We start from the raw sequence: 22,615 nt of genomic DNA on the forward strand, positions 1-22,615 counted from the left end.
CGATAGATTCCCTCCAGCACGACGACGAAAGGGCGAACCGAACGATGACCGACGAGAAGACCGGCCGCAGGCGCGTCCTCCTGAAGCTCTCGGGAGAGGCGTTCGGCGCCGGATCCCTCGGTGTGAGCCCCGCGGTCGTGAGCCGCCTGGCGGGCGAGATCGCCGAAGCAGCACGCGACGTCGAGATCGCCGTGGTCGTCGGCGGCGGGAACTTCTTCCGCGGCGCCGAGCTCAGCCAGAGCGGCATGGACCGCGGCCGCGCCGACTACATGGGCATGCTCGGCACCGTCATGAACGCGCTGGCGCTCCAGGACTTCCTCGAGCAGGCGGGTGCCGCGACGCGGGTCCAGTCGGCGATCGCGATGACGCAGGTGGCCGAGCCCTACATCCCGCGCCGGGCGGAGCGGCACCTCGAGAAGGGCCGTGTCGTCATCTTCGGCGCCGGTGCGGGGCTGCCGTACTTCTCGACGGACACCGTGGCCGCGCAGCGTGCGCTCGAGATCGGCGCGAACGAGGTCCTCGTCGCGAAGAACGGCGTCGACGGGGTGTACTCGGCGGACCCGAAGAAGGACCCGTCGGCCGAGAAGCTCGAGCGGGTCACCTACCAGGACGCCCTCGTCCGCGGGCTCAAGGTCGTGGACGCCACCGCCTTCAGTCTCTGCATGGACAACGGTATGCCCATGCACGTGTTCGGGATGGAGGGCGAGGGCAACGTCGCCGCCGCCATCCGCGGCGCACGCATCGGGACCGTCGTCAGCAACTGAGCCCTGCGAGGTCGAGGCGCGCGGGGCCTCCCGGACGGTCGACGGACCCCGCGCGACTAGACTCGACGCGTACCGAAGGAGAACGACCGTGATCAGTGATGTCCTGACCGAGGCGACCGAGAAGATGACGCGCGCCGTCGAGGTGGCCAAGGACGACTTCTCGACCGTCCGCACCGGCCGCATCAACGCGGCGTTGTTCCAGAAGATCCCGGTCGACTACTACGGTTCGCCGACGCCGCTCGCGCAGCTCGCGTCGTTGCAGACGCCCGAGGCGCGCACCCTCATCGTCACGCCGTACGACAAGACCGCGCTCAAGGAGATCGAGCGCGCGATCGCGACGTTCCCGAACCTCGGCGCGAGCCCGTCGAATGACGGCGAGATCGTCCGGGTCACGATCCCGGAGCTGACGCAGGACCGCCGCAAGGAGTTCGTCAAGATCGTCCGGGGCAAGGGCGAGGACCACAAGGTGGTCATCCGGAACATCCGCCGTCGCGCGAAGGACGACCTCGACGCGCTGAAGGGCGAGATCTCGGACGACGAGATCTCGCGCGCCGACAAGGAGCTCGAGGCCCTCACGAAGCGCTACGTCGACCAGATCGACGACGCGCTCAAGAAGAAGGAAGCGGAACTCCTCGAGGTCTGATGGAGCAGTCGCAGGGGGACCCCCGCCCCGAGTCGGGCGAACACGATCGCGCGACCCGGCCCACTTCCACCGCGCGGCGGCTCCGCGCCGACCTCGACGCGCGCGCACGGTCGGCGCGGACCGACTTCGAGACGCAGCTGCGGCAGCGCCGTGCTGAGATCGAGGCCCGGAACGAACAGCTGACCGCGCGCACCGGACGCAACCTGCCCGCGGCGATCGGCATCGGAGTCGTGTTCGGCCTGGTGATGGTCGGCAGCCTCGTCATCTGGAAGGCGCTGTTCATCCTCGTCGGCGCGTTCCTGGTCGGTGTCGCGGTCTACGAGCTCGCGACGGCCATGCGCGCCGGTGGCCGTGACGTCCCCCGGATCCCGAGTGTCCTCGCCGGCGTCGCCATCGCCCCGATCGCCTTCTTCGGGGGGCCGCGCGCCGCGCTCCTCGAACTCATCGCCGGGATCGTGCTCATCACGGTGTGGCGCCTGGTCGAGCTCGCTGCCACCCGACCGCGCCTGGCGGCGAGCAGTGTGGTCCTCGACCTCATGGCGGGTCTGTTCGTCCAGGTGTACGTCGCACTGCTCGCCGGATGTGCGGTGCTCCTCACCGCGCTGCCACACGGCCAGTGGTGGACCATGGCGTTCCTCATCGTCGTGGTGTCCGTCGACACGGGCGCCTACGCGAGTGGTCTGTCGTTCGGCAAGCACCCGATGGCGCCGAGGATCAGTCCGAAGAAGACGTGGGAGGGCTTCGGCGGGTCGTTGCTGGCCAGCATGATCGCGGGCGTGATCGTGTCCGTGCTGCTCCTCGACGAGCCCTGGTGGTTCGGCGTCGTCCTCGGTGTCGCGATCACGGCCTCGGCGACCATCGGGGACCTCACCGAGTCGATGATCAAGCGCGACCTCGGCATCAAGGACATCTCGACGTTCCTGCCGGGGCACGGTGGCCTGCTCGACCGCATCGACAGCGTGCTCCCGTCGGCGGCGGTCGCGTACGTCCTGTACCTCGTGGTGCACTGAGGCGCGAGCCGAGCCGACGGCGCGGTGCTGCTCGCATGGGCGGTGATGGCATGATGTCGCCGTGGCTTCGACATTCCCGACCGTGGACCGTTCGACCCTCGGCTACGACGTCGACGAGGTCGACCGGTTCCTCGAGGACGCGCGGCGGGCCTACACGGACGACGGCGCCGACGGCCACGTCGCCTCGGACAAGATCCGCGCGACCGCCTTCAGCATGCGCAAGGGCGGGTACTCGACGCAGCACGTCGACGCGGCGCTCGAGCGGCTCGAGGACGCCTTCGCGGCTCGGGAGCGCGAGGCGGAGCTGAGCCGTCACGGACAGAAGGCGTGGTACGCCGAGGCCCGCGCCAAGGCGTCCGACGTGGTGGCGCGCCTCGACCGCCCGGACGGCCAGCGGTTCCAACGGGTCGGCTTCCTGACGGTCGGCTACCACCCGAAGGACGTGGACACCTTCGCCGCCCGACTGCGCGGGTACTTCCACGACGGCAAGCCCCTGAGCCTCACCGAGGTGCGATCGGTGGTGTTCCGGCCCAAGCACGGTGGGTACCGCGAGGGCCAGGTCGACGCGGTGCTCGACGCCGTGGTGGAGGTCATGCTCGCCGTTCGGTGAGTCAGTGCTTCGCATTCCGTGATCCATCCGTTACCCTGGACGGACTCATGGGCAGGCACACCGCAGAACCACGATCCGTCCGGACCCCCCGTCAGAACGAGTCCTTCCAGCAGGACACCGTCGACCAGGGCAGGTCCAGCTCCGTCATCGGCGAACGTCGGGCAGCCCTCGGGCGGCCTCGCGCCGAGCGGCCCGCGGCCCGTCGCGTGGCGGCCCGGGAGGCCACTCCCGCGCTGCCGACGCCGGTCTCGGTCGCCGACAACCGCGTCTCGGCACCCATCGCTCGGGGCGAGGCGGCGCTGCACGCGACGACCGCCGCCGAGTCGGCCCTGACCGCGCAGCGTGACGTCGCCGCCCGCGTCGTCCGGGTGCGGCGCGCTCCGGTGGCTCCGCCGAAGCGTCCGGAGCGTGCCGTCGGCCTGACCGCGTTCCTCCGTCGTCGCGCGACCATCCCCGCGCTGTCGTTCTTCGCGGTGTTCGGGTTCGTCGGCGGCTCACTGGTCAATCCACTGTCCGGTTCGTACGCGTCCGCGGCGGTCCTCGCGCCGACGCTGCCCTCGGCGCCCGCGCAGCAGTTCACGGCGCACGGCACGTACCAGAACGTCGTCGTCACGCGCGACGGTTACCAGGTGACGAAGCCCGTGGTCGTGGCGCCGAAGGTGACCGCGCCGACGACGACCACGACGACGACCGCCGCAGCAGCGTCGACTTCGACCGCTTCGAGCGCCGCGTCGACCGCGAGCGACGCCGCACCTGCCGCGGGTACGCCGGACCCGGGCAGCGCCAAGGCGATCGCGCTGACGCAGGTCACCGCCAAGGGCTGGGGCACGGACCAGTACAACTGCCTCGTGTCGCTCTGGACCCGTGAGTCCAGCTGGAACGTCTACGCGTACAACCCCTCGGGTGCGTACGGCATCCCGCAGGCGCTGCCGGGCAGCAAGATGGCGAGCGTCGGGGCCGACTGGCAGACCAACCCGGCGACGCAGATCGCGTGGGGGCTCGGGTACATCCAGGGCTCGTACGGGACGCCGTGCGCGGCCTGGGCGCACAGCAACGCCTTCAACTGGTATTGATCGGCGCCCGGCCGTGCCGCGGAGCAACCGGCCCCGGCGACGCGGGCGCGCGGATCCCGATGAGGAGTCCGGTCTCGACCGCCTCCTGACCGGTTGGGCGCGCACCGAGTCGCGGCGCGGCAGGACGTTCACGGTGCAACCGATCAGTGCGTCCTCCGCACAGAAGGCATACGTGTGTCCGGGGTGCGGGGGGACGATCGAGCCCGGTGTCGCACACCTCGTGGTGTGGCGGCAGGACGGTGTCCTCGGTGACGCCGCCGACCTCGCCAGTCGTCGGCACTGGCACGTCCACTGCTGGAGGATCGCGTGAGTACGGCCCCGGACGACCGCGTCACCGAGATCCGGAGCGACGTCGTGCTGCCCGCGCTGCGCACGGAGGTCGATCTCGTCACCGACGACCACCTCGTGCTCGTCGGCGAACTGGCCGAGCCGGAGGGACGGCCCGCCGCCGGGACGATCGTGACGCTGCACCCCCTGCCGACGGCGGGCGGGTTCATGGACTCCCACGTGTTCCGGAAAGCCGCCGCGCGCCTCCCGGCCCTCGCCGCCATCGCGGTGCTCCGCTTCAACTTCCGCTCGGTGTCGTCGCCGCGGGGGACGTCCGAGGGTGCCTTCGGGGACGGCGTCACCGAGGGGTTCGACCTCCGTGCGGCCGTGGCCGAGGTCCGTGACCGCGGGCTCCCGGCGCCGTGGCTCGTCGGGTGGTCCTTCGGGACCGAGGTCGTCCTGCAGCACGGCATCGAACACGTCCGGTCCGGTGCGGTCGCGGGCGTGGTGTTGTTGTCGCCGCCCCTCCACCGCACGACCGACGACGTCCTGGCGCGCTGGCGAGACCTCGAGGTCCCCGTCGTCGCGTTCGTGCCGGAACACGACGACTTCTTGCGCCCCGACGAGGCCGCCCGTCGCTTCGCGATCGCGCCGGCCGTCCGCGTCGTCCCCGTCGCCGGAGCAAAGCACCTCTGGGTGGGGGAGCGGGCCGTCCGGGTCGTGCTCGACGCCATCGCCGACCTGGTCGTGCCGGGATCCGCGCCGCTGCCGACCACCTGGCCGGTCGCGGACTGAGGCGGACGCCCCGCCGTCGGAGGGAGCCGGCGCGGCGCTGCCGTGGCTCGTGCTCAGTCCCGCTGGACCTCGACCGCGTGCGTCAGCGCTCCCCGGAGGTTCTCGAGGTACCCGGCCACCGCCTCGCGCTCCATGCGGATGGCGGCGAGGCGGTCCTCCGCGTCGGCGACCAGGCGAGCGGTCCGCTCCTCGGCCTCGGCGACGAGCGCGCGCGCGCGCTCCTGGGCGTCGCGGAGGGTCTCGTCCGCACGCTCGGCCGCGCGGTCCTCGCGCGCGCGAGCGGCGTCCTGCGACTCGCGGTCGAGCCGGTCGGCCTCCGCTCGGGCGTCGTGGGCGCGTCGGACGGCCTCGGCGAGCTGCAGGTTCGCCTCGTCGAGGTACTTCTGGGTCTCCGCGACGGTGTCCTGGTGCTTCTGCAGGTAGTCCTGCTCGGCTTCGTCGCGGCGACCGGCGAGCTCGGACTCGAGGGCGGCGCGGGCGTCCTCGCGCTCGCGGGCGAGGGCGGCGCGCATCTCGTCGACCTCACGGTCCAGGTCGGCCCGGGCGACGTCGATCTGCTCGCGGAGTGCGTCCCGCTCGGCGAGCAGTGCGCCGATCTCGGCGGTGCGCCGCTCGGCGATCTCGGTGTCGAGCGCGGCGTGCTCCCGTGCCGAGCGCTCGGCGAGTTCGTGCTCGTGTGCCGCAGCGGCCCGCTCCGCGGCGTCCTCCGCAGCGGCCCGCTCCCGCGCGATCCGGGTCTGGTGGTCGGCGGTCTCGCGCGCGATCCGCTCGGCGGTCTCCTCCACCAGGCGCTCGTTCTCGAGGCGCGTCTGCTCGGTGTCGACCGCGATCGCGGCACGCGCCGACTCGATCTCGTGGTCGAGGTCGCTGCGCGCCGCGGCCAGTTCCTGGTCCGACCGGGCACGGGCCGCGCTGAGCTCCTGCTCGAGGTCCGTCCGAGCGCGGACGGCCTCGTGCTCCCACGCCGCACGCTCGGCGGCCAGCCCGGCCTCGGTGTCGTCACGGCGCCTGGCGAGTTCCGCGTCGACGGCCTCGAGCCGCCTGGCGACCTCGTCCTCGAGCTGCGCGCGTCCGGTCTCGAGCTCGAGCGCCAGGGCGTCGCGACCTGCCTGGAGCTCCCTGGCCCAGGACTCGCGGCCGCTCCGCAGTTCGTGGTCGAGTGTCTCGTGGCCCTCGCGCATCGCGCGGTCGAGCTCGGCGGTGCGTCGCTCGTGCTCGGCCTCGAACACACCACGGCGGTGTTCGGTCTCGCGGTCGAGCGCCGCCGCGGCCTCGCGCGCCGCTGCGGCCTCGCGCTGGGCGACCTCGCGCAGTTCGGCGACCTCGCGCTCGACCTGCGCACGGAGCGCAGCGGTCTCGCGGACGGCGACGGAGCGGGTCTCGGCGGCTTCGGTGACCGCGGCGCCGCGCGTGGCCGAGGCCTCGTTCCGGGCGTCCTGGAGCAGCAATCCGGCCTCGGACCGGGCGCGTTCGATCGTGTCCGCGGCCTCGGCGCGTGCTCGGGCCACGTCGCTCGTCGCGCGGGCCCGGGCGTCCTCGAGGGTGTCGGTCGCCTCGCGCTGGGCGTCCGCGACGAGGCGGGCGGCTTCCGTCCTGCTCGTCGCACGGAGCCGTTCGGCGTCGATGTCGGCCTGGCTGATGAGGCGGGTCGCCTGTTCCTCGGCGACGCGCAGGGTGTTCTCGAGCCGGGTGCCGAGCCCGCTGTACGTCGGCGTGCCGGCCTCGTCGAGCTCGGACTGCAGGTCGTCGACCCGGGCCTGCAGCAGGCGGATCTCCTTGGCGGCCTCGGCACGGTCGTTGTTCGACTTGATGAGCTCACGGCGCAGCTCACCGAGTGCGCGATCGACGTCGTCCCGCCGGTAGCCCCGGAGCTCCGAACCGAACTCTGCTTCGTCGTACGCCACGTGTCGCTCCTGATGTCACTCGTCGAGGCGGCTCCGCCCGGGGTCGATTGTAGTGGTGGGTCCGGCGAGCACGGCGGGAGCGCAGGACGGTCATGCCGGCATCGTCCGCCGGTCCACACCGGCCGCCGGGAAGATGCGCCTCCCAGGCTCGTTGGCTATCCTGGACCGTCGTTCCGCGCGCCCGTGCGGCGTGCTCCGGCGCGGCCGCCGGGAGCGTGGCGCCCGCCATCCGAAGCGGGACCCCGCGTCCGACGTCGTGGGGGCGTCGCGCCGCAACCCACCCCGGCGCGGAGGGAGAGTACACGTGCGTTTCGTCCTGGCGATCATCAGCTTCGTCATCGGCGTCGTGCTCGTCGGCCTCGGGGTCGGGCAGCGGACGGTGTTCGCGCCGCCCTCCTCGACCGTGGCGTCGACGACCACGACGGGCGACGCTCCGGTGACGGTGATCCCGGGTCGGACGCTCGTCGCGAACGCCGGCCACCAGCACGTCCGCGTCTCCGGGGCCTCGGGCACCGCGTTCGCGGCCTACGGGCGCACCGCCGACGTGATGGCCTGGGTCGGGAAGGCCCGGCACAACACCATCCGCTACGACGCCGAGACCACATCGCTCCGGGACAGCGTCTCGGGCACGCAGCGACACGTCCCGTCGCCGAAGGGCAGTGACCTCTGGTACGGCGAGTACGAGGGGCACACCCTCGACTTCACCGTCGACCTGCCGGCGGACACCGCGCTCGTCATCGTGTCGAACGGGTCGGACCCGGCCCCCGCGCACCTCTCGGTCACCTGGCCGCGGGACACCGCCACACCACTCGTCGGCCCTCTGATGACGGCGGGCGGGTTCTTCGTCGCGCTCGGCATCGCGCTCTACATCTGGGCCATCATCCACCAGCGGCGGCTGCGCGGACCCCGCCGGCGCAGCGGGGGCACCCGGCCGCCGCGCGCACGGGTCTCGCGCCGTCGCGCGGTCGCCGCGGGCGCGCAGGTCCCGCCGCGTCCACGCCGTGGCCGCCGCATGGTCGCGGTCGTGCCGGTCGTCGCGCTGACGACACTCGCCCTCGCGGGCTGTTCGTCGGAGTACTGGCCGCACGGGACCTCCGGTACGCCGACGCCGACGCCGACCATCACCGCGACGGCGGGCCCGGCCGCGGCCGCCGAGCCCACGGCGGCGACGCTCCCGCAGATCCGCCGCATCGTCGCGCGCGTCGCCGCGGTCGCGGCGCAGGCGGACAGCTCGCGGAACGCCACCACGGCCGCGGAGCGCTTCACCGGGCCCGCGCTCGACCTGCGCAAGGCGAACTACACGATCCGGGGGAGCGACACCGACGTCGACGCCCCGCCGACGATCCCGTCGTCGGGCATCTCGGTCGCCCTGCCGCAGCAGACCGACACCTGGCCGCGTTCGGTGTTCGTCGTGCTGACGGGATCGCAGCAGCAGAAGGACGTCGCTCCGCAGGCCCTGACGCTCGTGCAGGCGTCGCCGCGGGCGCAGTACAAGGTCGAGTACGACGTCTCGCTCGAGGCGGACGCGAAGCTCCCGTCGGTCGCGCCCGTCACCACCGGTGCCGCGCAGCTCTCGCCGGACGTCAAGCTGCTGACCGTGCCGCCCGGCCAGGTGGCCTCCGCCTACGCGGACATCCTCGCGAACGACACGGCGAGCGAGTACGCCGACGTCTTCTCGTCCGAGGGCGACGAGCTCCGCCAGAAGATCGGCAAGTCCTACAAGGACCAGAAGGCGAAGAGCCTGTCCTCGACCGCGAAGATCGCGTACTCGTCCGAGGTCCCGTCGGCCGACTCGAGCATCGCGCTCGCGACGAACGGCGCCGGCGCGCTCGTCTCCACGAGCCTCGACGAGATCGAGAAGGTGACCCCGACCCAGTCGGGCGCGACGCTGAACACGGAGGGAGCGGTGAAGGCGCTCTCGAAGGTCGGGTCGAGCACGAAGGGGATCAGCGCGACCTACGGCGTGCAGGTGCTGTTCTCGGTGCCGCCGGTCGGATCCAAGGCCAAGATAGAACTGCTCGGGTTCACGCAGGGCCTGATCGCAGCGAGTGAGGTGCAATGAGCAACATCCCCCCGACCCCCGCCGGTCTCCGTGGCGCGGTCGACCTGTCGTCCCTCGTGAACCGCGGCACTGCATCGCCGCCGGCTCCGGCGTCCGCGGCTGCTGCCGCCCCCGGCGGGCCCGGAGGCGCAGCCGCCGGGGTCTCGGACGCCCTCGTGGTGCCCTCGCTGGTCGTCGACGTGACGGACCAGACGTTCCAGGACGTCATCGAGCTGTCCATGCAGGTCCCCGTGATCGTCGACCTCTGGGCCGAGTGGTGCGGGCCGTGCAAGCAGCTGTCACCGGTGCTCGAGCGCCTCGCGCAGGAGTACGACGGGCGCATCGTCCTCGCCAAGGTCGACGTCGACGCGAACCCCCAGCTCACGCAGGCGTTCCAGGCACAGTCGATCCCGACGGTCGCCGCCGTGATCGGTGGTCGTCCGCTCGGGCTGTTCGTCGGCGCCCTGCCCGAGGCCGAGGTCCGTGACGTCATCGAGCAGGTGCTCCAGGCCGCCGCGCAGAACGGGATCGCCGGACGCGTGCAGGTGGCCGACGGCGCCCCCGACGCCGCCGCCGAGCCCGAACCGGAGCCGCTGCCGCCGCACCACCAGGCCGCGTACGACGCGATCGAGCAGGGTGACTACACGACGGCGATCGCCGAGTACCGCACCGCGATCGCGCAGGACCCGCACGACCGCATGGCCGTGGCGGGGCTGGCGCAGGTGTCGCTCCTCGACCGGCTGCAGGGCGCGACCGCCGACGAGCTCCGCGCCGCGGCGGCCGCAGCACCGACGGATCCGGCTGCCCAGCTCGGCGTCGCCGACCTCGACATCAGCGGCGGGCACGTCGAGGACGCCTTCGGGCGCCTCCTCGACGTGTTCCCGACCGTGCACGGCGCGGAGCGCGAGGCCGTCCGCGCGCGGCTCGTGGAGTACTTCGAGCTCGTCGGTGCCGACGACCCACGGGTCGTGGCGGCACGCCGTCGGCTCGCGACCCTGCTCTACTGAGCCCGGCGCGCCCGGCCGGCACCGCCGGCTCGTGGCGCGCGCCCAGCGGACGCAGGACGAACGGAACGGCCGGGAGGCGCGCCTCCCGGCCGTTCCGTTCGTCACCGCGCGCGTGCGGCGCGGCGATCGCTCACCGCTCCAGCCGGAGCCAGACCGACCCGAGCGGCGGGACCACGAGGTCAGCCGACGCCGGACGACCGGCCCAGGGCTGGTCCTCGGCGGTGACGGCGCCCATGTTGCCCACCCCGGAGCCGCCGAACGCGGTGGCGTCGGTGTTGAGGACCTCGCGCCAGACGCCCGCCTCGGGCAGCCCGAACCGACGCTCGACCGGGACGCCCGAGAAGTTCGTGAACACGGCGATCCGCTCGTCTCCGGCCTTCCGGATGAAACCGATGGTCGAGTGTTCGGCATCGCCACCCTCGAGCCACTCGAACCCCTCCGGGGAGTCGTCGTGGGTCCACAGTGCCGGGCTCGCGACGTACACGCGGTTCAGCTCGGCCACGAGGTCCTGCACGCCGCGGTGTCCCGGGTCGTCGAGGAGCCACCAGTCGAGTCCGCCAGCCTCGTTCCACTCGCTCGGCTGCGCGAACTCCTGCCCCATGAACAGCAGCTGCTTGCCGGGGTGGGCCCACATGAACGACAGGTACGCGCGGACGTTCGCCAGGCGCTGCCACTGGTCGCCGGGCATCTTGCCGTACAGCGAGCCCTTGCCGTACACGACCTCGTCGTGGCTGATCGGCAGCGTGAACTGCTCGCTGAACGCGTAGACGAACGAGAACGTGATCTCGTCGTGGTGGTACGAGCGGTACACGGGCTCGCGGTGGATGTACTCGAGCGAGTCGTGCATCCAGCCCATGTTCCACTTCTGCCCGAACCCGAGGCCGCCCTCGCTCGTGGGACGGGTGACCCCGGGCCACGAGGTGGACTCCTCGGCGATCATGACGATGCCCGGGTAGCGCTTGTAGGCCGTCGCGTTCGTCTCCTGCAGGAACGAGATCGCCTCGAGGTACTCGCGTCCGCCGTACTTGTTCGGCAGCCACTCCGTGCGCGAGTAGTCGAGGTAGAGGATCGAGGCGACGGCGTCGACGCGGAGACCGTCGATGTGGAACTCCTCGAGCCAGTACAGGGCGTTCGCGACGAGGAAGTTCCGGACCTGCGGCTGACCGAAGTCGAACACGTACGTGCCCCAGTCGAGCTGCTCGCCGCGCCGGGGGTCCGGGTGCTCGAACAGCGCGTAGCCGTCGAACTTGGCGAGCGCCCACTCGTCCTTCGGGAAGTGTCCCGGCACCCAGTCCATGATGACGCCGATGCCGGCTTCGTGCAGACGGTCGATGAGGTAGCGGAGGTCGTCGGGGCTGCCGAACCGAGCGGTCGGGGCGTAGTAGCCGGTGACCTGGTAGCCCCACGAACCGCCGAAGGGGTGCTCCGCGAGCGGCAGGAACTCGACGTGCGTGAACCCGAGGTGCTGCACGTGCCCGATGAGGTCGTCCGCGACCTCGCGATACGACAGGCCGGGGCGCCAGGACCCGAGGTGGACCTCGTAGACGCTCATCGGGTGGTCGTGCGTGCTCGTCCGAGCCCGCCGTTCCATCCACGCGCGATCGCCGTCGCTCCACTCGTGGGTGGCGCGGGTGATGACGCTCGCGGTGAGCGGCGGGACCTCGGTCCGGCGCGCGAACGGGTCGGCTCGCTCCACCCAGCCGCCGTCGGTCAGGATCTGGAACTTGTACCGTTGGCCGTCCTTCGCGCCGGGGACGAACAGCTCCCACACGCCCAGACCGCCGAGCTTGCGCATCGAGGTGGTCCGACCGGACCAGCCCTCGAAGTCACCGATCACCCGCACCGCCGTGGCACGAGGCGCCCACACCGCGAACGAGACGCCCTCGACGCCGTCGATCGACCGGAGGTGCGCACCCATGAGGTGCCAGAGCTGCTCGTGGCGGCCCTCGGCGAACAGGTGCAGGTCGACGTCACCGAGGGTCGGGGCGAAGCGGTAGGCGTCGTCGCTCGTCCACGTCTCGTCGTCGTACTCGGCCTCGACGCGGTAGCTCGTCACGGTGCCGGGCAGGGCACCGGCCCAGACCCCGAACCCCTCGTGGTGCAGGGGCGCGGCCGTGCCGTCGGGGAGCACGAGCGTGACGGCGTTCGCGAGGTGACGCACGACGCGCACACTCGTGCCGCCGTCGACCGGGTGCGGGCCGAGGACGTCGTGGGGCTGCGACCATCGGCCCTCGGCGACCTGCTGCAGGAGCCACTCCTCGACGGGGCCGGGGACCGGCTCCGCGGCCGGTGCGACATCGGTCCTCGGTGCGGCGGCGTCGGTGTCGACATCGGTGTCGGTCGGCCGGGAGGCCGTGCTCGCGCCCGTCGGCTCGACCCCGGTGTCCGTCCTGGTCGCACCCGGCGTCGTCGCGCCCGCGGGGACGGGTGCGTCGGTCGCCGTGGCCGCGGGGTCCGTGTCGTCGGTCGCGGCCGGGGCACTCGCCCCGCGACCGGCGAGCGTGTCGGCCTCTGCGACGGAGCGGTCCGGGGCCTCGGCGGCCGTCGCGGGCGCGCCGGGCAGGTCCTCGCCGGGCGCGGACGTGTTCGGTTCGTCACGGGGCGCCGACGCCGTCGGGACGAAGGTCGAACGCCGTGCGGGGCGGCCCTCGTCGGGCTCGCGCGTGGGTTCGGTGGTCTCGGTCATCGGTGTGGTCCCTCCACGACGAGCAGGTGCACGGGTTCCTGGAAGGCGTCCAGGCGCACGTAGTTGGCGGCGCCCCAGGTCCAGCGGGCACCGGTGACGACGTCGCGCACGTCGAACAGCCCGTCGGTCGGGAGCCCGAGCGCGGCGAGGTCGAGGAACACGGTCGCCTCGCGGGCCGAGTGCGGGTCGACGTTCGCGACGACGATGACGGTGTCCGAGCGGCCCGACCGGGTGTACGTGCCGGGCAGGTGCTTCGAGTAGGCGACGATCGCGTCGTTGTCGGTGTGGTGCACGTGCAGGTTGCGGAGCTGACGCAGCGCGGGGTGGGCGGACCGGAAGCGGTTGAGCATCGTCACGTACGGCGCGAGCGATGCTCCGGCGGCCTCGGCGGCACCGAAGTCCCGGGGCTTGTACTCGTACTTCTCGTTGTCGATGTTCTCCTCGCTGCCCGGCCGGGCGACGTCCTCGAACAGCTCGTAGCCGGCGTACATGCCCCAGGTGGCGGCACCCGTCGCCGCGAGCGCGGCCCGCACCTTGTAGCCCGCGCGCCCGCCGAACTGCAGGTACTCCGAGAGGATGTCCGGGGTGTTCACGAACAGGTTCGGCCGGAGGTAGGCGCTCGTCTCGTGCGCGAGCTCGTCCAGGTAGGACTCGATCTCCTCCTTGGTGTTCCGCCAGGTGAAGTACGTGTAGGACTGCGTGAACCCGGCCTCGGCGAGCGCGCGCATCATCGGTGGACGCGTGAACGCCTCGGCGAGGAACACGATCTCCGGGTTCTCCGTGCGGATCTCGCGGATCACGCGCTCCCAGAACCACAGCGGCTTCGTGTGCGGGTTGTCGACACGGAAGATGCCGACGCCGAACGAGATCCAGTGTCGGAGGACACGGAGGACCTCGGTGACGATGCCCTCGGGGTCGGTGTCGAACTGGATCGGGTAGATGTCCTGGTAGCGCTTCGGCGGGTTCTCCGCGGTCGCGATCGAGCCGTCGGCGCGCTGCGTGAACCAGTCGGGGTGCTCGGTGACCCACGGGTGGTCCGGCGAGCACTGGAGCGCGAAGTCGAGCGCGACCTCCATGCCCGTGTTCTTCGCTGTCTCCACGAAGGAGCGGAAGTCCTCCTCGTTGCCGAGGTCGGGGTGGATCGCGTCGTGTCCGCCGTCGGCGCTGCCGATCGCCCAGGGGCTGCCGGGGTCCGCCGGGCCGGCGTGCAGCGTGTTGTTCGGCCCCTTGCGTGCGGTGACGCCGATCGGGTGGATCGGGGGGAGGTAGATCACGTCGAACCCCATGCGCGCCACACCCGGGAGGCGGCGCGCGGCCGTGCGGAACGTCCCGCTCCGCCATGTGCCGTCGGCCTGTCGGCGCGCGCCCTCGCTGCGCGGGAAGAACTCGTACCAGGCCCCGACGCCGGCGCGGGTGCGTTCGACGTCGAGCTCCTGCGTCGCGGAGGTCGTGCGGAGCGAGGTGAGCGGTGCGTCCACGAGCGCGGCGGTCACGCGCGGGTCGTCGGCGGCGGCCAGGCGTGCGGCGGGGGAGCGGTCCGTGTCGCGCATGACGGCGGCCGCGTCGGCGGCTGCGGTCGACTCGGCCTCGTCGGCGAGTCGGTCGAGCAGCACCGCGCCGTCCAGCAGGGTCGCCTCGGTGTCGACGCCCGCGGCGATCTTCAGCCGTGCCGCGTGGATCCACGTCGCCCAGTCGTCGGCGTAGGACTCGACGTGCCAGGTCCAGAGACCGACCGAGTCGACCTGCACGGTCGCGGCGTAGCGGTCGGTGCCCTCGCCGACGAGTGCCATCGGCACCGCCCGGACGGCGCCGTCGGGGCGCTCGAGCACGAGGTCCGCTCCGATGACGCCGTGGCCCTCTCGGAACACGGTCGCGGCGAAGGTGACGACCTCGGAGTCGAACGCCTTGCTCGGGAAGCCGTTCGGCGTCGAGGGTTCGATCGCGGTGATGGGGATGCGCCCGATGACGGGTCGGTCTGCAGTGGCCACGATTCGACCGTACTCGGAGGACCGCGGGCGGGTCCGCCGCGGGTCCTGGCGCGGGCGACGCTCAGACGATCTCGAACACGTGGATGCCCGGCCCGTAGGCGGTGAACACCGTGCCGACGGACCGGTGCCGCTCGTGGTCGCGGTGCTTCTCGCTCGACCAGACCAGGCGGTAGGCCTCGACGTCGCCGTGCGCCGGGAGGGTCATGTCGCGGGTGCGTCCACTGCCGTGGACGATCACGAGCACGCGGTCGTCGGGTTCGTCCTCGGGCGTCGACTCGGCGAAGTACTGCAGCGCCCGGTGCGTCGGCTCGTCCCATCGGTCGTCCGTCATCGGGGTGCCGTCGGTCGCGTACCAGGTCATCCTGGTCGCCGAGGGCGTGTCGGCGCCGCCGGTGCCGAAGCGCGACGGCCGGAGGGCCGGGTGCGCCGCCCGGAGACGCACGAGGGCGGCGGTCTGCTCGACCATCCACTCGACGTCCGGGTCCGGGCTCCAGTCGACCCACATCGACGCGTCCGTGATCGCGTACGGGTTGTTGTTGCCGTGCTGGGTCCGACCTCGTTCGTCGCCGGCGGTGATCATCGGCACGCCCGCGGACAGCAGCAGCGTGCCCATGAGGTTCCGGAGGGACCGTTGCCGTGCGGCACGGACCCCGCGGTCGTCGGTCGGCCCCTCCACGCCGTGGTTGAACGAGCGGTTGTCGTCCGTGCCGTCGCGGTTGTCCTCGCCGTTCGCCTCGTTGTGCTTGTGGTCGTACGACACGAGGTCACGCATCGTGAAGCCGTCGTGCGCCGTGACGAAGTTCACCGCCGCCGTGGGGCCACGGTCGGCGCCGAAGACGTGACGGGACCCGGCGAGCACACCCGCGAGGGCACCGATGCCCGTCATCGGGCTGCCGTCGCGGCGCTCCCGGGCGATGTCGGTGAGCCAGAACTGCCGGACCGTGTCGCGGAAGCCGTCGTTCCACTCGGCGATGCGCGGGCCGAAGGCACCCGTCCGCCAACCGTCCGGCCCCACGTCCCAGGGCTCGGCGATGAGCTTGACGTCCTGCAGGAGCGGGTCGTCGCGCAGGCGTTGCAGGAGCGGGTGTGCCGGGTCGAACCGGTGGTGGGCGTCCCGTGCCAGGGCCGCCATGAGGTCGAACCGGAACCCGTCGACCTGGACCTCGCGTGCCCAGTACCGCAGGCTGTCGACGACGAGGTCGGCGATCGCCGGCTGGGAGGTGTCCAGGGTGTTGCCGCATCCGGAGGTGTCGAAGTACCGCTCCGCGCCCGCCGCTGGTTCCTCCGCCCAGCGGTACGCCGTCGCCCCGTCGAGCCCGCGCAGTCCGGACGTCGGGCCGCCGAGGCCCTCTTCCGCCGTGTGGTTGTAGACGACGTCGAGCACGACCTCGATGCCGGCTTCGTGCAGGAGCCGGACCATGCCCTTGAACTCGCGCAGCACCGCGGTCGCCCCGGCCGCCCGGGCGCTCGCCGAGGCGTAGGGCGCGTGCGGGGCGTGGAACCCGAGCGTGTTGTACCCCCAGGCGTTCTCGCGCCCGGCTCGCCGGAGCCACTCCTCGGAGCGGAAGGCGTGCACGGGCAGGAGCTCGACCGCGGTCACCCCGAGCCGCCGGAGGTGGGCGATCGTGCTCTCGTGCGCCAGTCCCGCGTAGGTGCCGCGCAGGTGTTCGGGCAGGGCCGGGTTACCGGCGGTCAGGGTGCGGACGTGTGCCTCGTACAGGACGGTCCGGTCGATGGAGGTGCCCGGCTTCGGCACGCCGCCCCAGTCGAAGCCCTCGTCCACCACGACTGAGGTCCAGCCGTCGCCGGCCGGCTCGATCCCGCGCGCGTACGGGTCGAGCAGCGGACGGAGGGGGTCGAAGTCGTCGCGCGCACCCCGTGGTCCGTCCGCGAGCAGGTGGTAGGTGTCGCCCACACGGGCGCCGTCGGCGCGGCCGGTCCAGACGTCGCCGTCGCGCTGCAGGGGGACGCGGATCGGACCGTGGGTCGCGGAGGCGTCGACCACGAGGGTCACTGCGGTCGCGGTGGCGGAACGGACGGCGAACGACGCGCCGTCAGCGTCGGGACGGAGCCCCGGCTCGGGCACGATGTCGACGGTCTGCACCCGATCAAGGCTAGCGAGCGACCGGCGTACCCTGTGGAGGCGCCCACGGCCGGGGGCGCGAGGACGCACCACCCGGGAGGCACCGTGCCGGTCTACCTCGACCACGCTGCGACGACGCCGATGCTGCCCGCCGCGCTCGCCGAGTACACGCGTGCGCTGTCGGTGGTCGGCAATCCCGCGTCCATCCACAGCGCGGGCCAGGGGGCGCGCACGACGCTCGAGACCGGCCGCGAACGGGTCGCCCGCTCGCTCGGCGCCGATCCCGTCGAGGTCGTCTTCACCTCCGGTGGCACGGAGAGCGTCAACCTCGGCGTCAAGGGCCTGTACTGGGCCCGGCAGCGCGACGCCCGTCGACCACGCGTCGTGGTACCCGCCGGGGAGCACCACGCGACCGTCGACACCGTCGAGTGGCTCGCCCGGCACGAGGGCGCGGTCGTCGACGTGGTCCCGCTCGACGAGCGGGGTCGCCTCGACCTCGTCGCCCTGGAGGCGGCGCTCGTCGATCCCGCGGACGTCGCCCTGGTCACGTTCCTGTGGGCCAACAACGAGGTCGGCACGATCCAGCCCGTGGCCGACGTCGTCCGCCTGGCGCACGCGGCGGGCGTGCCCGTCCACTGTGACGCGGTCTCGGCGTTCGGCCAGGTGCCCGTCGACTTCCACAGCAGCGGTGTCGACGCCATGAGCGTCTCGGCGCACAAGATCGGCGGCCCCGTCGGGATCGGTGCGCTCGTCCTGTCGCGGACCGCCGTGGTCGAGCCGCTCCTCCACGGTGGTGGGCAGCAGCGACAGGTCCGGTCCGGGACGCAGGACGCGGCGGCGGCCGCGGCGTTCGGCGTCGCCGCGTCGGCGCCCCACCCGGACCTCACGCCGCTCCGGCAGGCGCTCGTCGCCGGGGTCGCGGAGCGCGTGCCGACCGCGGTGCTGCGCGGCGACCCGGTGGACCGCTTGCCGGGGAACGCGCACTTCACGTTCCCGGGGTGCGAGGGGGACTCCCTGCTGTTCCTGCTCGACGCGGCAGGCGTGGCGGTCTCGACGGGGTCGGCGTGCCAGGCCGGGGTGCCCGAGCCCTCGCACGTCCTGCTCGCCATGGGCCTGTCCGAGGAGACCGCGCGCGGCGCGCTGCGGATCACCCTCGGGCACACGAGCACGGCGGACGACGTGGCCGCGTTCCTCGATGCACTGCCCGACGCGGTCCGACGAGCCACCCGCGCGGGCATGGCCGGACACGCGCCCGTCATCGGCGCCCGCTGAGGCCGCCAGCCGGGACGACGGTGGCGCGGACGGTGCCGCCGCGCATGCTCCACTGCCGACCCCGGCCGCGGGGACGGTGGCGGCTGGGCCGGTAGGCTTGTCGATCATGGTCGAACTGGACATCAGCGAGCAGATCTCCGCCCTCCGCGAGACGTTCGGGAACATCCGCTCGGTGGTCGACGTGGACCGCCTCGAGCGTGAGATCGCCGAGCTGAGCGAGCAGGCGGGCGCGCCTGATCTGTGGGACGACACCGCGCACGCGCAGCAGGTGACGAGCGCGTTGAGCCACCGGCAGGCCGAGCTCAAGAAGATCACCGAGACCGAGCAGCGTCTCGACGACCTCGAGGTCCTCGTCGACATGGCGAACGAGGCCGAGGACGAGGAGAGCGCGCAGGAGGCCCGCGACGAGCTGACCGCCCTCTCGCGGACGATGGGCGAGCTCGAGGTGCAGACGCTCCTCGACGGCGAGTACGACGCACGCCCGGCCGTCATCACGATCCGCGCCGGCGCGGGCGGTGTCGATGCCGCGGACTTCGCCGAGATGCTCCTGCGCATGTACCTCCGGTACGCCGAGCAGCACGGGTTCCCGGTCCAGGTGATGGACACCAGCTACGCGGAAGAGGCCGGGATCAAGTCCGCGACGTTCGAGGTCGACGCCCCGTACGCGTTCGGCAACCTGTCGGTCGAGGCCGGCACGCACCGTCTCGTCCGGATGTCGCCGTTCGGCGCCGCCGGCAAGCGCCAGACGTCCTTCGCCGCGGTCGAGGTCATCCCGCTCATGGAGGAGACCGAGGCCATCGACATCCCCGAGAACGACATCCGGGTCGACGTGTTCCGGTCCTCCGGCCCGGGTGGACAGTCGGTGAACACGACGGACTCCGCCGTCCGCCTGACGCACATCCCGACCGGCACCGTCGTCTCGATGCAGAACGAGAAGTCCCAGATCCAGAACCGCGCCGCGGCGATGCGCGTGCTGCAGTCGCGCCTCCTGCTCCTCAAGAAGGAAGAGGAGAACGCGAAGAAGAAGGAGCTCGCCGGGAACATCACGGCGAGCTGGGGGGACCAGATCCGCTCGTACGTGCTCGCGCCGTACCAGATGGTCAAGGACCTCCGGAGCGAGTACGAGGTCAACAACCCGAGCGCCGTGTTCGACGGCGACCTCGACGGCTTCCTCAACGCCGGGATCCGGTGGCGCAAGCGCGGCGACGCCTGACAGGCACCGCGCCAGCGTTGCGCGTCGCCGCCTGAGGAGCCCGTGACGACGGCGCCGGGACCGGCCCCGTCCCTCCCGGCCGTGAACCGCGCGCCTGACTTGCGTTCCGAGGAACGGCACCTACCCTGATCGGGTCATGATCAGATTCGACCAGGTCACCAAGGTGTATTCGGGCAACCCGAATCCGGCGCTCAACGACCTCACCCTCGAGATCCTCAAGGGCGAGTTCGTGTTCCTCGTCGGGGCCTCCGGCTCCGGCAAGTCCAGCTTCCTGCGGCTCGTCCTCAAGGAGGAGCGCCCCACCAAGGGTCAGATCCACGTCCTCGGGCAGCGGCTCGGCTCCCTGTCATCGCGCAAGGTCCCCTACTTCCGCCGGAACCTCGGGGTGGTGTTCCAGGACTTCCGGCTCCTGCCCAACAAGAACGTCTTCGACAACGTCGCGTTCACGCTGCAGGTGATCGGCAAGAGCAAGGGGTTCATCGGCGAGGCGGTGCCGGACGTGCTCAAGATGGTCGGACTGTCGGGCAAGGCGAACCGCCTGCCGCACGAGCTCTCCGGTGGTGAGCAGCAGCGCGTCGCGATCGCCCGTGCGGTCGTGAACAAGCCTGCGATCCTGCTCGCGGACGAGCCGACGGGCAACCTCGACCCGACGACCTCGGCGGGCATCATGGCCCTGCTCGAGCGCATCAACCAGGGCGGGACCACCGTGCTCATGGCGACGCACGACGCCGGCATCGTGAACCAGATGCAGCGTCGCGTGATCGAGCTGTCGGCGGGCAACGTGCTCCGCGACGAGCAGTCCGGTGGCTACCAGACGCAGGCGGTGCCGATCGTGCGGCAGCAGCCGGTGTCGACCACCACGGGCATCCAGACGCTGCCGGGGATCGTCCGATGAGGCTCGGGCTCGTCATGTCGGAGGTCGGCTCCGGCCTCCGCCGCAACGCGTCCATGGTCGTGTCGGTCGTGCTCGTGACGTTCATCTCGCTGACGTTCGTCGGCACCGCGATCCTGCTGCAGATGCAGATCACCCAGATGAAGGGGTACTGGTACGACCGGGCGCAGGTCGCCGTGTACCTGTGCACCGACACGGACACGACGGGGAACTGCACCGGGGCGAAGGCGACGGCGGACCAGCGTGAGCAGGTCCAGGAGCAGCTCCGCTCGTCGACGCTCAAGCCGTTCATCCAGAAGACCTACTTCGAGACGCAGGACCAGGCGTACACACGCTTCAAGTCGCAGTTCAAGGACTCCCCGGCGACCGAGTTCGTCAAGCCGCAGTACCTCAACGAGACCTTCTGGGTGAACCTCAAGGACCCGTCACAGTCCGACGTGCTCATCGAGAGCCTGTCGAAGCTCGCGGGGGTGCAGAGCGTCGTCGACCAGCGGGGGTACCTGCAGCCGATCTTCTCGGTGCTCAACGCGTCGTCGTACACGGCGGTCGGCATCGCGGCCCTCATGCTCGTGGCGGCGGTGCTCCTCATCGCGACGACCATCCGGTTGTCGGCGTTCTCGCGACGTCGAGAGCTCGGCATCATGCGGCTGGTCGGCGCGTCGAACCGGTTCATCCAGACACCGTTCATCCTCGAGGGGGTGATCGCCTCGCTCATCGGGGCGGTCCTCGCCGGGGGAGCGATCGTCGCCGTCGTCTGGTTCTTCGTGCGCGGCTACCTGGCGACGCGGTTCACGGGCACACCGTTCATCGGCATGAGCGAGACGGTGCTGGTGGTGCCGGCGGTGGTGGTCATCGGCGGCATCCTGGCGGCGCTGTCCGCGAGCGTCGCGATCCGGCGGTACCTCAAGGTCTGACCTTCCCGCGCGCTGCTGCGGCTGTCGTTCGGGAAGCGTGGGTGGTCGACACCGGTTGGGTAGACTGGGCGGCCGCCACACACCGGTGGCCGGCGGAGAGGACTCGACATGCCGAAGGAACGCGGGGAGAAGGTCGTCGCGACGAACCGGCGCGCGCGGCACGACTACCTCATCGAGGACACGTACGAGGCCGGCATCGTGCTCTCGGGCACCGAGGTGAAGTCGTTGCGACAGGGCCGGGCATCGCTCGTCGACGGGTACGCCTTCATCGACGGCGGTGAGGCCTGGCTCGACGCCGTGCACATCCCCGAGTACACCGAGGGCACCTGGAACAACCACGCGCCCCGCCGCAAGCGCAAGCTGCTCCTCCACAAGCAGCAGATCGTCAAGATCAGCCACAAGACGAAGGAGGGCGGCTACACACTCGTCCCCCTGCAGATCTACTTCTCGGACGGCCGGGCCAAGGTCGAGATCGCCGTGGCGAAGGGCAAGCGCGAGTACGACAAGCGGCAGGCGCTGCGTGAGCGCCAGGACCGCCGTGAGGCCGAGCGCGCGATCTCGACGCGCGGGCACCTCGGGGAGTGACGGGGCGGGCTCCCGAGCCGTTCGCTCCGGCGCCGTTCGCCCCCGGCGGACCCGGGAGGACCGTGCTGGCCTGGCAGGGTCCGGTGTGAGCGCGCTAGACTGGGCAACCGCCTCCACCACGAGGCGTGTGGTGCCGCTCACGCGGCGCTGACAACTCCACAGTGTGACAGTGGCCCTCCGTCATGGGGATGATCGGTTTCGACATCGCCTGCGTGCCGACGGGAAGCGGGCCGAGGATCCACGGTCATCTCGTCAACGATCCGTGGAAAACAACAAGTGCCAATTCCAAGCGCACTGACTTCGCTCTCGCTGCGTAAGCAGTAGAGCCACATGAAGTCCGTCGGCCGGGTGATCGTTCCCTATCCCGTGTCCGGCGTCATCCAGGGGACTCGCTGCGTGATTCCGTCCGGAGGTCACGCGGGACTTGCATCCGGGCTGGGCTCGTCGTCCTAGAAGCCAGTAGCAAAGGGCGGAGTCGAGCAGAACGCCTCATCTGGCTACGCCCGTAGAAGACGTCGAATCACAGCGATGGACGGGGGTTCAATTCCCCCCATCTCCACCACTGCGGATCGATCCGCGGGGTCACTGTCACACACGTGGTCGTCCGAGGCCGCACCGGTTCCGCTCCGCGGCGCCGGTGCGGCCTCGGACGTTTCAGCCCCCATCTCCAGCGCCCAGCAGTTCTCCAGCACCCAGCGGTTCTCCGGGGCCCGGCGGTTCTCCGGGGCTCATCGGTGCTCGGAGACCCAGGTACTCCCGGCCTGGGTACCTGCGAGGCCGGGTTCCTGTGGGCTGCCTGCGTAGCACGATCGATCGAGCGCCTCCCGTCGGTAGCGTCGGCGTCGGGTCGGCGGACGCCGGTCCGCTC

Annotated in this window: 18 protein-coding genes and 1 other RNA gene; 15 read left to right on the forward strand and 4 right to left on the reverse strand. The window is 71.7% G+C overall.

What is annotated here, in order from left to right; translation table 11 throughout:
- The first annotated feature begins 44 nt into the window (after positions 1–44).
- The 7 genes from pyrH (at position 45) to DEI92_RS12595 (ending at position 5,162) form a co-directional block, all read left to right on the forward strand.
- A complete protein-coding gene (pyrH, locus tag DEI92_RS12565; protein WP_111009275.1) occupies positions 45–764 on the forward strand; it encodes a UMP kinase in 720 nt (239 codons plus the stop codon).
- An 88-nt stretch (positions 765–852) separates the two neighbouring features.
- Positions 853–1,407: a ribosome recycling factor gene (frr, locus tag DEI92_RS12570; protein WP_111009274.1), complete on the forward strand. Its 555-nt coding sequence runs from the start codon at positions 853–855 to the stop codon at positions 1,405–1,407.
- Positions 1,407–2,417 carry a phosphatidate cytidylyltransferase gene (locus DEI92_RS12575; protein ID WP_111013727.1) on the forward strand — a complete coding sequence of 337 codons (1,011 nt, stop codon included), beginning with the start codon at positions 1,407–1,409 and terminating at the stop codon, positions 2,415–2,417. The genes frr and DEI92_RS12575 overlap by 1 nt, the downstream gene beginning before the upstream one ends.
- A gap of 61 nt (positions 2,418–2,478) precedes the next feature.
- A complete protein-coding gene (locus DEI92_RS12580; RefSeq protein ID WP_111009272.1) occupies positions 2,479–3,027 on the forward strand; it encodes a DivIVA domain-containing protein in 549 nt (182 codons plus the stop codon).
- A gap of 47 nt (positions 3,028–3,074) precedes the next feature.
- Positions 3,075–4,100 carry a lytic transglycosylase domain-containing protein gene (locus tag DEI92_RS16905; protein WP_258370194.1) on the forward strand — a complete coding sequence of 342 codons (1,026 nt, stop codon included), beginning with the start codon at positions 3,075–3,077 and terminating at the stop codon, positions 4,098–4,100.
- A 13-nt stretch (positions 4,101–4,113) separates the two neighbouring features.
- Positions 4,114–4,410, forward strand: a complete 297-nt coding sequence (locus tag DEI92_RS12590) for a hypothetical protein (RefSeq protein WP_181434894.1) — start codon at positions 4,114–4,116, stop codon at positions 4,408–4,410.
- Positions 4,407–5,162: an alpha/beta hydrolase gene (locus DEI92_RS12595; protein WP_111009271.1), complete on the forward strand. Its 756-nt coding sequence runs from the start codon at positions 4,407–4,409 to the stop codon at positions 5,160–5,162. Before DEI92_RS12590 ends, DEI92_RS12595 begins: the two co-directional genes overlap by 4 nt.
- Before the next feature lie 53 nt (positions 5,163–5,215).
- Here the strand turns inward: DEI92_RS12595 and DEI92_RS12600 are convergent, their stop codons facing one another.
- Positions 5,216–7,066, reverse strand: coding sequence for a DivIVA domain-containing protein (locus DEI92_RS12600; RefSeq protein ID WP_111013728.1), 1,851 nt, complete (start codon positions 7,064–7,066; stop codon positions 5,216–5,218).
- A 304-nt stretch (positions 7,067–7,370) separates the two neighbouring features.
- On the opposite strand from DEI92_RS12600, the gene DEI92_RS12605 reads away from it, so the two are divergent.
- Together DEI92_RS12605 and DEI92_RS12610 are read left to right on the forward strand one after the other, a co-directional pair.
- Positions 7,371–9,128 (forward strand): hypothetical protein, encoded by a 1,758-nt coding sequence (locus tag DEI92_RS12605; protein ID WP_111013729.1) that lies wholly within the window; start codon positions 7,371–7,373, stop codon positions 9,126–9,128.
- Entirely contained in the window at positions 9,125–10,114 is a 990-nt protein-coding gene (locus DEI92_RS12610; RefSeq protein WP_111013730.1) for a tetratricopeptide repeat protein, read from the forward strand. The genes DEI92_RS12605 and DEI92_RS12610 overlap by 4 nt, the downstream gene beginning before the upstream one ends.
- Before the next feature lie 130 nt (positions 10,115–10,244).
- On the opposite strand, the gene glgB is transcribed toward DEI92_RS12610, so the two are convergent.
- From glgB to DEI92_RS12625, 3 genes are all read right to left on the reverse strand, one after another.
- Complete coding sequence (gene glgB / locus DEI92_RS12615) at positions 10,245–12,800, reverse strand: 1,4-alpha-glucan branching protein GlgB (protein ID WP_111013731.1); 2,556 nt, start codon at positions 12,798–12,800, stop codon at positions 10,245–10,247.
- A complete protein-coding gene (locus tag DEI92_RS12620) occupies positions 12,797–14,788 on the reverse strand; it encodes a maltotransferase domain-containing protein (RefSeq protein WP_111013732.1) in 1,992 nt (663 codons plus the stop codon). The genes glgB and DEI92_RS12620 overlap by 4 nt, the downstream gene beginning before the upstream one ends.
- A gap of 61 nt (positions 14,789–14,849) precedes the next feature.
- Positions 14,850–16,892 (reverse strand): glycogen-debranching protein, encoded by a 2,043-nt coding sequence (locus DEI92_RS12625; RefSeq protein WP_111013733.1) that lies wholly within the window; start codon positions 16,890–16,892, stop codon positions 14,850–14,852.
- An 84-nt stretch (positions 16,893–16,976) separates the two neighbouring features.
- On the opposite strand from DEI92_RS12625, the gene DEI92_RS12630 reads away from it, so the two are divergent.
- From DEI92_RS12630 to ssrA, 6 genes are all read left to right on the forward strand, one after another.
- Positions 16,977–18,143, forward strand: coding sequence for a cysteine desulfurase family protein (locus DEI92_RS12630; RefSeq protein WP_111013734.1), 1,167 nt, complete (start codon positions 16,977–16,979; stop codon positions 18,141–18,143).
- 106 nt (positions 18,144–18,249) lie between these two features.
- Entirely contained in the window at positions 18,250–19,356 is a 1,107-nt protein-coding gene (gene prfB / locus DEI92_RS12635) for a peptide chain release factor 2 (protein ID WP_111009263.1), read from the forward strand.
- Between the two features lie 136 nt (positions 19,357–19,492).
- Positions 19,493–20,251: a cell division ATP-binding protein FtsE gene (ftsE, locus tag DEI92_RS12640; RefSeq protein ID WP_111009262.1), complete on the forward strand. Its 759-nt coding sequence runs from the start codon at positions 19,493–19,495 to the stop codon at positions 20,249–20,251.
- Positions 20,248–21,162 carry a permease-like cell division protein FtsX gene (gene ftsX, locus DEI92_RS12645; protein ID WP_111013735.1) on the forward strand — a complete coding sequence of 305 codons (915 nt, stop codon included), beginning with the start codon at positions 20,248–20,250 and terminating at the stop codon, positions 21,160–21,162. Before ftsE ends, ftsX begins: the two co-directional genes overlap by 4 nt.
- A gap of 108 nt (positions 21,163–21,270) precedes the next feature.
- Complete coding sequence (smpB, locus tag DEI92_RS12650; RefSeq protein ID WP_111013736.1) at positions 21,271–21,747, forward strand: SsrA-binding protein SmpB; 477 nt, start codon at positions 21,271–21,273, stop codon at positions 21,745–21,747.
- Positions 21,748–21,931: 184 nt separating this feature from the next.
- Positions 21,932–22,309, forward strand: a transfer-messenger RNA (tmRNA) gene (gene ssrA / locus DEI92_RS12655).
- The last annotated feature ends 306 nt before the right edge of the window (positions 22,310–22,615 follow it).

The organism is Curtobacterium sp. MCBD17_034 (assembly GCF_003234515.1).
GTDB lineage: Bacteria > Actinomycetota > Actinomycetes > Actinomycetales > Microbacteriaceae > Curtobacterium.

Coding starts and splice junctions, on each gene's coding strand:
- pyrH (WP_111009275.1), top strand. CDS start 45: ATGACCGACGAGAAGACCGGCCGCAGGCGCGTCCTCCTGAAGCTCTCG.
- DEI92_RS12575 (WP_111013727.1), top strand. CDS start 1,407: ATGGAGCAGTCGCAGGGGGACCCCCGCCCCGAGTCGGGCGAACACGAT.
- DEI92_RS16905 (WP_258370194.1), top strand. CDS start 3,075: ATGGGCAGGCACACCGCAGAACCACGATCCGTCCGGACCCCCCGTCAG.
- DEI92_RS12610 (WP_111013730.1), top strand. CDS start 9,125: ATGAGCAACATCCCCCCGACCCCCGCCGGTCTCCGTGGCGCGGTCGAC.
- glgB (WP_111013731.1), bottom strand. CDS start 12,800: ATGACCGAGACCACCGAACCCACGCGCGAGCCCGACGAGGGCCGCCCC.
- prfB (WP_111009263.1), top strand. CDS start 18,250: ATGGTCGAACTGGACATCAGCGAGCAGATCTCCGCCCTCCGCGAGACG.
- ftsE (WP_111009262.1), top strand. CDS start 19,493: ATGATCAGATTCGACCAGGTCACCAAGGTGTATTCGGGCAACCCGAAT.
- ftsX (WP_111013735.1), top strand. CDS start 20,248: ATGAGGCTCGGGCTCGTCATGTCGGAGGTCGGCTCCGGCCTCCGCCGC.
- smpB (WP_111013736.1), top strand. CDS start 21,271: ATGCCGAAGGAACGCGGGGAGAAGGTCGTCGCGACGAACCGGCGCGCG.